Genomic DNA, 12112 nt, shown 5'->3' on the forward strand with positions numbered 1-12112 from the left:
TAAATCATGATTGGTTCCACGCTCTTTCGACAACAAATCATGCGATACGTTACTTTGCAAATTCCTCGCAAACATATGAAGCTTGCGCGATAGCAACATATCTATCACCATAAAGCCTGATAACAAAAGGGCTTTGAGCATTGTAGTTACCTTGCTTAGCTCGATCTAAAAAGCACACATGTATATCCGCACCTTTTTCTTCCATTATTTTTATCGAGTACAGCCAATATTCGTCTTCAATCTTTATCTCTTGGTCCAGATACTCTGGTTGTGGGAGCTGCTTAAAGTCTGAAAAGAGAGTTTCATCACTTACTCGCATAGGGCGCAAAGAGCTGTTAAAGCTCGTTATATCAAGTTTTTTGTATATATCTTCCAAGTTCGCTGCAGACGTAAATGTAGAAAACAACGCCAACAAAGCGACAAACATTTTACTCATAATAATTCCTTAATTCTTTTTGCTTCTTTTGTTCGCCTTGAAGGAAACTGATCTTCGAAATCCATTAGATTTGCATACATGGCTTCCCAATCTTGGGTGATTGCCTGCTGCCAGAACTTCGCTGCTCGCCTTGGTAAATACCCATACTGATAAGAAACAGACGCAATAACCGTTTGCGCTTGTTTAGGTAAGCACTCAAACTTGGTCGTACTTGAAGATGAGTTAAAAACGCTCACTATCTTTTCAGTTTCCGCTTTTTTCACCACCTCATTAACGATGGTAAGTTCTTCATTTGTAATAGTCAGTGGATTAGCTTCCAGCCGCTCCATTGCCTCATACCTTTTTAGCCCCAAATAAGGAGTAAATCTCACAACAAGGTTTTCAGGGAGACCTAAATTGACCAAGTCAGATACAGAGCGAGCGCCTAAATCAAACCCCGTAGCGATAGTGACTCCACTTTGGCTGATATCAGGCTCAGGAACGTACCCTTCTAACTTACTTCCTTCGAGTTGTTGGATAAACTCGTGATCAATATCTAACTTACATTTCGTTTCATACACCCAACCATCAACGAGCGCTTCGTCTAAACCAAGAATCGTGCCTTGGCCGACTATGCCATCGACGGCACCAACTTCGTAAGCTAGATGTGTGGAATGCGAAGGTTCATAACTACCTTGGAACAGCTTCACTTGCTTCTCGGTCATGGAGCCAAAATCGCCATCTGCACCTGCAGTGCCCAAATCGAAGCCGAGTTTAACTAAAGCTTGTTGAATATACTCCACTTCCTCGCCTTTAGCGCCTTTCTTGTATGAACCAGATTCACGATTTGCCAATTTATCTAGAGTAACTGATTGTTTTAACAATGAAGATTTCAAACGTTGAGATTCTTCCGTTAGTTCTTCAGTATCTTCTGGCCCATCTTGCGATGAAGAAGTCGATGCTGCACCTTCGTCCGTACTCATTGTATTTGACGTAGTGCTTCCACCTTGGTTAGAGAATGGAACTGACGAGTTGCTTGGCTCAAGGTCGGTAATCACATTTTCGGTGGCGGATTCTAAGGAAGCCTCTGCATTACTTGGCTCTTCGTGTAAAGACAGTGTATTGGGAACCAAGGCCGTTGGTTGCTCAGCCAATAAACCAGAAAATCCACTACCAACACCTGGGCTTCCGCCAGAGTTCAAGTTGACCCCACCACCGACTAAATGTACGCCAGCCGGGTCCACTTTCAGAAAACTACCCGCCGCTTTGACTGTAATTTCTGAACCTGCTTCGAGTACCACTTTATTGCCCGATTTAATGTGTATTTCCGAGCCTGAGTCATTTACCCAAACGGATCCGCTCATCAACTGCAAAGAACCATCAACGATAAGTGATTGGTTGCCCGTTACTGTGCTTCGTTGCTCTCCGTCGATGGTCGAATGGGAATTGCGTCCAACTCGGTCATACACATCATTTTCGATTGACGAATGTAGGTCGTTTGTGACGTGTAACGTGTCATCGTTCTGAACCAGTTTCTGCATGTCTTTCTGGGCATGTACATAGATTTGCTCTTCACCCGCTTGATCCTCAAAGCTGAGTTCGTTAAATCCAACACCTTGGTGGGATTCTGTTCTCAAAACGGTTCTCGTTTTGTTGTCCGGCAACGAATAAGGCGGAGTGTTAGTCGCATGGTAAGTACGACCGGTAACAATAGGTTGGTCTGGATCTCCATTTAGAAACTCGACAATAACCTCATGACCAATTCTGGGAATCGCCATCATGCCATATTGGGAGCCTGCCCAACCTTGAGCAACTCTCACCCAGCAGGAGCTGTTTTCATCTCCGTTACTGTATCGGTCCCAAGGGAAGTGCAGCTTTACTCGGCCATGTTCATCACAGAAGATTTCTTCTCCTTCCGGCCCTACAACCGTGGCTATCATTGGCCCATCAACTAATGGTTTGTTCTGAGGCTCCGACTGCCAGTTCTTGTCACCCGGAATCGCTACAAACTCGTTTGAATAGGTAGTAGCACCGCTCCCAGCCTCCTCTTCTAGAGCTTGGGGCTGTTTGCCCTGATGCAACACTCTGACCGCGACCCAATCTCGATTCATTTCTGCATCTAGGTGATCACATAAATCGAATTTAGCGCCCGCTCTAATTAACGCCTGATCGCTTTTTCCGTTTGCGGTATGTCCTTGACGACGCAAGTACTCCAATCGAACTTGACTGATAAGTTTGCCTGCATCATCCGATTTGTAACGCCCTGGATAATCATAATGTTGATAGGCTCGAGAGACGCTTTCCCCCGTTTCGCTTGATTGGGTTTGCGCCAGAGAATAGCTAGGCTTTTTAAAACTATAGTCGGTAAGGGAAGCTTGGTTTACTTCGACTCGTTTACTTGCTTCCCACGCACTGATATAGGGTGAATCAGCGTTTCCTCCCGCTTTCGCGTTATATGAGATAGGTGTAGCAAGCTTCTCTATAGTCTCTGACGCATCGTTAAAGATAAGAGTGTGCTTAGCATCATCGTGAGTAAAGTAATAGGAAATTCCCTCTTCCGCGATAAGACGGTGGACAAAATCCAAATCTGTTTCTCGATATTGAACGCAAAACTCTCGTTGCACGAGTTCATTTTTTAATGAAAAGGCATAGTCTTCGATCCCCATTTCTGAGAGCAAAAGAGAAACGATTTCTTGAGTTGTTTTTTGTTGGAAAATTCGGCTATTTTGACGAAGTGATAGGCGCTCAAGAGAAGGAACGATGACAAGAGAGTAGAAAGTATAGGAATGGCCTGTATCGCCTTTATCAAAACGTCGAACAATGCCATGTGTCTTCTGTACTGGCTCGCCGTTTCGCTTCACCGTTAACATGACACGTTTATCGATGATGTCTTCGGCAACAATCGTATGCTGGCGGCTAGCGATATCTACACAATAGCGAAAGCCGCTATAGCTTTCTCCCAAATCAGAGACACTCGCCGAGACAGATTCGTTACCCGTAAATTCTCTCACGACGAACGTGCTGCTATCGATTCCCTCAACAACTAAGTCAAACTGCAGTGTTGCCATCACTCGTTCCTTTGTTCTGTTACCAACTAAGCCAAATACGCTAAGTACTTTATGTACACATGAACGTATTTGGCTTAGTTAGAAAAAAGGCTCCCGCATTCTCGGAAGTGGTGTAACGCGAAAGCCCAAAACCATTAATTTACATAGGTCTTCAAAGCTGAGATAAGCTCTGAAGCCCTATGTGTTTCAGCAAATTAAGCTTCTACTGGTTTACGCCAGTCATCTGCACCAGATGTGCCAGCGTTGATGTGATCCCAGATGATTTTTCGGTACGACATCGATACCGTGACGTTCTGAGTAAAATCACTGTTAGTTGGGTCTTGGCAATGAGGCATTTCGCATTGAATATCAACAATTGACGCGTTTTCTAGGCTGGTTGTGAAGAAGTTTTCCTGCTTACCTTCCACTGAAGTACGGTACCACTTCAGTTCAACTGATTTCATTTTTTCACCTGAAGACAACGCGTTGTATAGCAGCGGAACCGCTTTGTTTAGTGCAACGGTGAACTTAAATGGTTTGTGTACACGTTGACCTGATGGCTGGCCAGATTGAGGGTCAGTAGGAACAGTGACAATATGGTCAAACTGCTGAACTAACATTTGATCTTCATGGCCTTCAACAAATGCATCACCGATAGAGTCTGTAGATAGTGCACCAGCAGTGATTAAGCCCTGAGTTTCACCTTCGATTGAGATATAACATGGAGTTGGCATGGGTAATTCCTTTTGTGTAGATTCTAGTGTGTTTTAATCTACAGCTAGAGAGCAAAGAACATTCCAACACCGAGCTCGTTATATATCAGACACTTAAGTTAAGTTTTACGTAAACCCAAGCAACAATTCATTACAAACGAGCAATAAATTGCTCAAACTCCCTTTTATTGCCTAAATTTGTGGCTGTACTCACCCCACTATTTCCCTCCTTATTTGATGACTCTGTCAAAAAACCCTGATAGGTTAAAAACATAGAAGCATAAGGGGAAAAGGAAACAGGATGTTCGAGCAAGTCGTAAATATACTTTTTCCTGTTATTGCGCTTGTACTCGTAGGTTTTAGTGTAGGCCGGTGGCTCAAACCCGACTTTGCTCCAATCAATAGAATCAATATGGACGTTTTCGTCCCTGCTCTAGTTTTTTCTTCTCTTGCCAGCATGCCCTTGAGCACAAACGAATTACCGCTTATTTACGCTGCGCTAGTCGCTTTACTCCTACCTGGGCTAGTCATGCTGCCTATTTGTCGTCTTACAAAGCTAAACTACAAAGCGTGGACACCGCCCCATATGTTTAGAAATAGTGGTAACCTCGCCATTCCACTATTTACTTACACTTTTGGCGAAGCAGCACTAGCACCCGCCGTTCTGCTGTTTGTTGTTTCAGCATGTATCCACATCACTGTTGGCCTAGCTTTGCTCAGCAACGGAAATCCATTCAAGCAAATTATTAAGATGCCTGTATTTCTAGCAACTGCGCTGGCAATGAGTTTAAACCTTTCCGATATCTCCGTCTGGACACCACTTTACGAAGCAACTTCCTTACTGGGTCAGGCTGCAGTGCCTGTCATGCTTCTCGCCCTTGGTTCGCAAATGTGTAATTTGAGGCTGAGTGGCTTAAAGGTTGGGATCTTGTGTTCGTTGCAATCCCTATTTACCGGTATGATTTCATTCGCCGTTATTTACTACCTAATCCCTTTACCGACACTCCAACTGCAAATGATGGTGCTGTTCGCTATGCTTCCTCCCGCAGTAATGAACTACCTGTTTGCAGAACGCTTCAACATCGAACCTACCAATGTCGCTTCAATGGTCCTATTTGGAAACTTTTTCGCCATATTCTCACTACCAATTTTGCTTGTTTTTGCACTCTCGCTGTAGATCCACACCCCCTCTAAGAGAAATAACCGTACTTCTGCCCTACGCTTACTAATAAAAAATAAAGTGAGCAAATGGAGTGAAGCATGAGTAAACCCGTGGTAGCCGATACTAAACCCATCAAAGTTGAACTCGTTGAAGGTCAGGATTATTATTTTTGCGCCTGTGGCCGTTCCAAAAAACAGCCATTTTGCGATGGTTCACATGCCGGAACGGCTTTCAAACCTATAGCATTCACCGCAGAAGAAAGCGGCAATGCTTATCTATGCCAATGCAAACACAGCGCGAATACGCCTTATTGTGATGGTTCACATAAACAGTTCTCTGCTGATGCAATTGGTAAGGAAGGGCCGGGAGTTCAAACTATTGCAGGCGATATCCCTATCGCAACCGCAACAACCGAAGAACCAACCGTTGAGTTTATTCATCAACTAGCTCGTGAAGGCTTATCCAAGTTAGGCCACCACGGCCCTATGACATCAATGGGAGTGCCCAGACATACACTCCCCCATTGGGACGACATTCAGATTATGGTCGCACAAATGGCAACTAAGCCATTATTGGAGCATGAACCAGTAGCAACAGAACTTGTCATTGGCCCTCAAGCGAGAAAACCTCTTACTTTGAACATTCCACTTTTTGTTTCCGACATGAGCTTTGGCGCTTTGTCTGAAGAAGCGAAAATATCATTAGCCAAAGGCGCAGAGCTTGCCGGAACTGGCATTTGTTCTGGAGAAGGAGGCATGCTACCCGAAGAGCAAGCCGCCAATTCACGTTACTTCTATGAACTTGCAAGCGCTCAGTTTGGTTACGACGAGTCAAAATTGAAGAACGTTCAAGCATTCCACTTTAAAGGCGGGCAAGGAGCCAAAACTGGTACTGGTGGACACCTTCCAGGAAACAAAAACATTGGCAAAATTTCACAGGTTCGAGGCATACCAGAGGGTGAGCCAGCTATCTCCCCACCGACATTTAAAGACTTACACACCGCTGCAGACTTTAAAAAATTTGCCGATCGGGTCAGAGAAGTGACTGGGGGCATTCCTATTGGTTTTAAGCTAAGCGCCAACCATATTGAAGAAGATATTCAGTTTGCCTTGGATGCCAGTGCTGATTACATCATCTTAGATGGTCGCGGTGGTGGTACTGGTGCCGCGCCCGAAATGTTCAGAGATCACATCAGTGTCCCAACAATACCCGCCCTAGCAAGAGCGCGCCGCTACCTTGATCAGCAAGGTGCATCTGGGCGTGTCACTCTCATTGCGACAGGTGGTTTAAGGGTGCCGATGGATTTTGTCAAAGCAATGGCATTAGGGGCAGACGGTGTGGCGATTTCGAACAGTGCTATGCAGTCTATTGGCTGTGTTGCAGCAAGAATGTGTAACACCAATAACTGCCCAGCAGGCATTGCGACTCAGAAGGCTGATTTAAGGCAACGACTCAACGTAGAAAAAGCCTCTAATCAACTTAAAAACTTTTTCTTATCTTCTGTAGAACTGATGCAAGTGATGGCTAGAGCCTGTGGGCATCACCACTTAAACCAATTTAACTCAAAAGATCTTGCTACTTGGAACACAGATATGGCGCGCTTGTCCGGCATCAAGTATTCAGGGTTGGAAAAACTGTGATAGTTTCCTGTACATTAAGTGCCAAAGGGAACGCAGCATGATTCAGTTTCAGCGCCTACTTATATCATTAATCGCAACGAGCAGTTTTGCCCATGCAAATGGGCAAGCTGATTCACTTCTGATCAATGCAAACATTTATGGGCACCCAACAGCGAACAGTGTAGCCATTACGCAGGGAAAAATTAGCTATATAGGCAGCGCAGATGGCGCTGCGACACTAAAAGGATCAGAGACTGAAATCATTGACCTCGGCAATGCATTCTTGTTACCCGGGTTCATTGATAACCATAACCATGTGTTTGAAGCAGCTTCTGAAGCCGGCGGTAGTTGCGAGTTATTAGAAGGAGGCACTCTTTCCGAACAGGTTCCTTATCTAAAAGATTGCCGGGAGATGAGCCCAACATCGGGTTGGATTACTGGGTACGGTTTTACTATCGAAAACCTCCTTTCCAGCCAAGACGAAACTACACCTCTGGAAGTACTCGATTCTCTTTTCCCAAATCAACCCGTTGTGTTTATGGAACAGACGTCTCACTCCATGTGGGTGAACTCTTTAGCATTTGAGTTATCTGGGTTTAACCATGAATCAATCGACCCGCCGGGCGGCAAAATTCTGAAAACAAAATCTGGAAAATTCAACGGGATATTACTCGATAACGCTGGTGATATAGTGATGGAAACCGCGTGGAATTCACTGCCTAATCAATTTGACCAAAGTTACCAAGGGTTGATGGCTGGGTTGGAGGAAGCGGCCGCTCATGGGATCACAACCATTGGTGATGGCCGGCTATACTGGAAACGCGGTTGGCTGGAGGTTTGGAAAGCCGCGGAAAAGTCGGGGGACTTAACTGCACGTGTTTCACTTCGCCCATGGATTTATCCAGAGGTAGGTAAGAAAAACCAACTTGAGTATCTAGAGAGTATTTACACTGATGACCACTCAAATCTTTTGTTGGTGAATCAGGTCAAGATGTACAGCGATGGCATTTTAGTCAATGGTACAGCAAAAGTGCTGGCCCCCTATCTGACGACCTACATCCCAAATCAACCTTACGGCCTTAACTATATTTCACCCAAAGATATGACGAACTGGCTCTCAGAATTAGCTCAGATTGGGTATAGTGCACACATACATGCTATTGGTGATGGCGCGGTCAGAGAATCCCTAAATGCAGTTGAAGCCATGAGGGAAAAGGGTCAGAAGCAACGTTATACTTTTACTCACGTAGAACTTGTCGATAAGGCCGACGTCCCTCGTTTTGCGAAGCTCAATGTGACTGCCGACTTTCAAGTGGGATCAGATTATGTCGCCTACAACGACCACACATGGGCAGAGGCGATCATTGGGATTAAGAAAGCCAAGTCGATGATGAACCTGAGTACCATGTTCGATCATCAGGTTAATGTTACTTTAAGTAGTGATTGGAATGTGCATGACATCAACCCGCTGGTAGGCATTGCCAATAGCATGAAAATGAAACCCTATGGTCTACCTGATATCAATGCCGCTATCGACGCCTACACCATCAACGCCGCTTACAGCCTTGGCTTAGAAGAACTCACTGGTTCCATCGATCTGGGTAAATCGGCAGACTTCGTGGTGCTCAGTGACGACATTACTAAAATGCGACTAGAAAGCATCCCTAATTCCCGTGTCCTAATGACTGTCCTTCAAGGAAACGTAATCTACAAATTCGAGTAGCTTTAATACACCCTTGCAATTATACGACTTTGTTCTTCCGCATTGACACGCCGCTAACAAAGGCACACAACTGTTATAAAGCCATCAAAGTAAGACCACTCTTGGTGATAGTTTTGTCATTCAGCGTCAATATCAAAGCTCTACCTCAGCGATACATCATCTCAATAGGATAAGGGAACCATTTATATACAATCCCATCCAACGGTTATTTTTGGATAAAATCATGAAACGTATATTAGGTCTATCTAGCATTATTGCGCCACTTTTACTAATTGGCTGTGGTAGCAACGACAGTAACGAAACACATCAAACTAATGTCTCTTTTTTGGTCTCCGATGCGCCCGTTGATTCTGCGGACGCGGTGAGTATTGGTTTTTCTCAAGTAGAACTCGTCCCTTCTTCTGGTGAATCTATCTTTTTGGATGTCGTACCCAACAACCCAAGCGACGACTATGCCCAAATCGATCTGCTTCAGTATCAAGGTACAGACTCTGCGCTAATTGTTAGCCAACAACCAGTTCCTGCGGGTCAGTATAAAAATCTTATTCTTCACATTACTAAAGAAAGTAACGTGAATTATGTCATCGACAATAATGGCCAACAGCCACTCAAGCAGCCTAGTAACAAACTTCAGTTGGGCAGTTTCAGCGTTGATGAACAAAATACACAAGAGTTCACAATAGAATTTGATTTACGCCAATCTCTTGTGATGCGAGGAAATGAGAATAGTAACAACGGCTACATACTGAAACCTCATGGCGTTACAATTTTGGACAACGATAATGCTGCCAGCCTAAGTGGAACGGTTGATCCATCTCTATTTTGCGCTGATGGTGCGGAGTCGGGATATGTCTACTTATACTCTGGCCTTGACTTAGCGGCCTCCATGCTAATCGACTTAGTCGATGAGCATGATTCAGAGTTTGATTCATCCGTACCAGTTCCAGAAGGTTCACACACGCCCGTCGCATCTACAGGGGTTGATGACTCAGGAGCTTATTCATTTGGGTACCTTTCTTCTGGAAACTACACTGCTGCGTTTGCGTGCGACGCTAAGGGTGATGACCCAATTCAATATGATGCGATTCCCATCGCGAACCCAGATGGTAGCGTGCATGAAACGACCCTAGAAACAGGGAAGAGTCACATATTGGACTTCAGCTAAACACCGCACAGGGCAAGCTTTTGAGCTTGCCCTTTTCATAAGTTCAATTAGAGAGCTACAGCCCCTGCGCAAACGTTTGCTTTTTAGAAAAACTTAAGTATCATGCCTGCAAATTTACTGTTCCCCTTTCAAAGTTTAAGGATTTTGTATGTTTGGTACTGCTACCCGTAAAAGTGCTACCCGCGTGCTGCTGCTTGGTTCCGGTGAATTAGGCAAAGAAGTAGCGATTGAATGCCAGCGTCTCGGCTTAGAAGTTATCGCCTGTGATCGCTATGAGAACGCACCAGCAATGCAAGTTGCTCACAGAAGTTACGTACTCGACATGCTTGATGGTGAAGCTCTGCAAGCTATCATAGAAAAAGAGCAGCCGGACTATGTTGTACCTGAAATCGAAGCCATCGCGACAGGCAAGCTAGTAGAGCTAGAAGCGAAAGGCCTTAACGTTGTTCCTACTGCTAATGCGACCAAACTCACCATGAACCGTGAAGGTATCCGCCGTTTAGCAGCAGAAAAGTTGGAACTAACTACTTCTCCATACCAGTTTGCTGACAGCTTTGAACAATTTGCTGCCGCTGTTGAACACGTAGGCATTCCATGTGTATGTAAGCCAGTCATGAGCTCTTCAGGTAAAGGCCAAAGTGTCATTAAATCTGAAGACGATATTCAAAAAGCATGGGACTACGCACAAGAAGGCGGACGTACGGGCGCAGGCCGAGTTATTGTCGAAGGTTTTATCGACTTCGATTACGAGATCACTCTACTTACTGTACGTGCCGTGGATGGTGTTCATTTCTGCGCACCTATTGGTCATCGTCAGGAAGATGGCGATTATCGTGAATCATGGCAACCGCAGGCGATGTCAGACATTGCACTCAAAGCTGCAGAATATACGGCAGAGCAAGTCGTTAACGCATTAGGTGGCTACGGTATTTTTGGCGTCGAGCTATTTGTTAAAGGTGACAAGGTCATCTTCAATGAAGTTTCCCCCCGCCCACATGACACAGGCCTAGTCACACTCATTTCTCAAGATACCTCTGAATTCGCGCTGCATGTTCGAGCTTTCACAGGAATGCCAGTTAACGCGATTACTCAGTACGGCCCTTCTGCATCTGCTGTTGTGCTTGGTGAAGGTAAATCTAACAACATCCAATTCGATGGTATGACAGAGGCCTTAGCCGCACCACAAACTCAGCTGCGCCTTTTTGGCAAACCAGACATTGATGGCCGACGTCGACTTGGCGTATCTCTAACACGCCGAGCATCGATTGAAAAAGCGGTGGAAGATGCCGTTGAGTGTGCGAGTAAGATTAAGGTTATCTACTAAAAATAAAAGGGCTGATTAATCAGCCCTTTTTCATTCCATTGTGCCGTCCTGAAATGTGTTTACACATTAAGAACGAATTATGACAATAGATGAGAATTAATCACTCTATTAGCCACACCTCTTCCGCAAAACGGCTCAACACTTTGTTTTTCGGTGGGATTGCGTTTTTATCGTCGCGATTTAAGTTCGTCACCTTATAGCCTTCGAACAAGGCTTCTATCTCTGCTTTAGGTACACTGAATGGAGGCCCCGACATTTCATCTTGTGGGTAATCTAAAGTAATCAGCAAGATACGCCCTTCCGGCTTTAACAATCCTTTGATTCTTTCTGCGTATTCGACGCGCATATCTTCAGGTAGAGCAATCAGTGCTGCGCGATCATAGATGATATCCGCACTTTGCAATGGCGCAGTGAAGAAGTCTCCCGTATAAATCGACAGTTCATCAAACTGATACAGTTCATGCTGCCCATTTAATGTGGTGACGGTTGGTGTATAAAAGTGCTCGGAGAAAAATGAACGTACAGCAATATTGCTTAGTTCAACGCCTTGAACCTCATTGTGCTTAGTGGCAAGCCATACTAAGTCTTCCGACTTACCACACAGCGGAACTAACACATTACTCTCTCTAGTAGGACGAGTGGCTTGCCAAAATTCAATCAGTAGCGGATTTACGTCTTCTAAATGGAAACCAATTTGGTTCGCTGCCCACTTATTGTGCCAAAATTCTTGGTCTCTCATTGCTGTACTCTCTTGTTGACCGTTGTGGACATAGCCTAACGGAAAATACCTCATCACCCAAGTCGATTTAAAGATGAATAGAACCGTTCATTTTGTATTAATCTTCGTTGGTTATAATTGCTTACAAGTTATGAGTGAACTTACTCACTATATGTCACTCAAACTAGTGTGAAATCAATATGTGATTGAGCGCAAGAATTTAAAA

General features: G+C 44.7%; 9 protein-coding genes. 5 read left to right on the top strand and 4 right to left on the bottom strand.

Annotation, left to right across the window (positions count from 1 at the left end; genetic code table 11):
• Positions 1-49 precede the first annotated feature (49 nt).
• From J4N42_RS07765 to J4N42_RS07775, 3 genes are all read right to left on the bottom strand, one after another.
• Positions 50-436 carry a hypothetical protein gene (locus tag J4N42_RS07765; protein WP_252027272.1) on the bottom strand — a complete coding sequence of 129 codons (387 nt, stop codon included), beginning with the start codon at positions 434-436 and terminating at the stop codon, positions 50-52.
• Positions 433-3483 (bottom strand): type VI secretion system tip protein TssI/VgrG, encoded by a 3051-nt coding sequence (gene tssI / locus J4N42_RS07770; protein WP_252027274.1) that lies wholly within the window; start codon positions 3481-3483, stop codon positions 433-435. The genes J4N42_RS07765 and tssI overlap by 4 nt, the downstream gene beginning before the upstream one ends.
• A gap of 194 nt (positions 3484-3677) precedes the next feature.
• Positions 3678-4196, bottom strand: a complete 519-nt coding sequence (locus J4N42_RS07775) for an Hcp family type VI secretion system effector (RefSeq protein WP_252027276.1) — start codon at positions 4194-4196, stop codon at positions 3678-3680.
• A gap of 280 nt (positions 4197-4476) precedes the next feature.
• Here J4N42_RS07775 and J4N42_RS07780 point away from each other — a divergent pair, with 280 nt between their 5' ends.
• The 5 genes from J4N42_RS07780 (at position 4477) to purT (ending at position 11168) form a co-directional block, all read left to right on the top strand.
• On the top strand, positions 4477-5352 hold the full coding sequence (locus J4N42_RS07780; protein WP_252027277.1) for an AEC family transporter: 876 nt from the start codon (positions 4477-4479) through the stop codon (positions 5350-5352).
• Positions 5353-5435: 83 nt separating this feature from the next.
• Positions 5436-6977, top strand: a complete 1542-nt coding sequence (locus J4N42_RS07785) for a glutamate synthase-related protein (RefSeq protein ID WP_252027278.1) — start codon at positions 5436-5438, stop codon at positions 6975-6977.
• Positions 6978-7014: 37 nt separating this feature from the next.
• Complete coding sequence (locus J4N42_RS07790; protein ID WP_252027279.1) at positions 7015-8679, top strand: amidohydrolase; 1665 nt, start codon at positions 7015-7017, stop codon at positions 8677-8679.
• A 223-nt stretch (positions 8680-8902) separates the two neighbouring features.
• A complete protein-coding gene (locus tag J4N42_RS07795; protein WP_252027280.1) occupies positions 8903-9844 on the top strand; it encodes a DUF4382 domain-containing protein in 942 nt (313 codons plus the stop codon).
• 148 nt (positions 9845-9992) lie between these two features.
• Complete coding sequence (gene purT / locus J4N42_RS07800) at positions 9993-11168, top strand: formate-dependent phosphoribosylglycinamide formyltransferase (protein WP_252027281.1); 1176 nt, start codon at positions 9993-9995, stop codon at positions 11166-11168.
• A gap of 100 nt (positions 11169-11268) precedes the next feature.
• Here purT and J4N42_RS07805 read toward each other — a convergent pair whose 3' ends face one another.
• Complete coding sequence (locus J4N42_RS07805) at positions 11269-11907, bottom strand: thiopurine S-methyltransferase (protein WP_252027282.1); 639 nt, start codon at positions 11905-11907, stop codon at positions 11269-11271.
• Positions 11908-12112: the final 205 nt, after the last annotated feature.

This window comes from Vibrio sp. SCSIO 43135, assembly GCF_023716665.1.
GTDB classification, from domain to species: domain Bacteria; phylum Pseudomonadota; class Gammaproteobacteria; order Enterobacterales; family Vibrionaceae; genus Vibrio; species Vibrio paucivorans.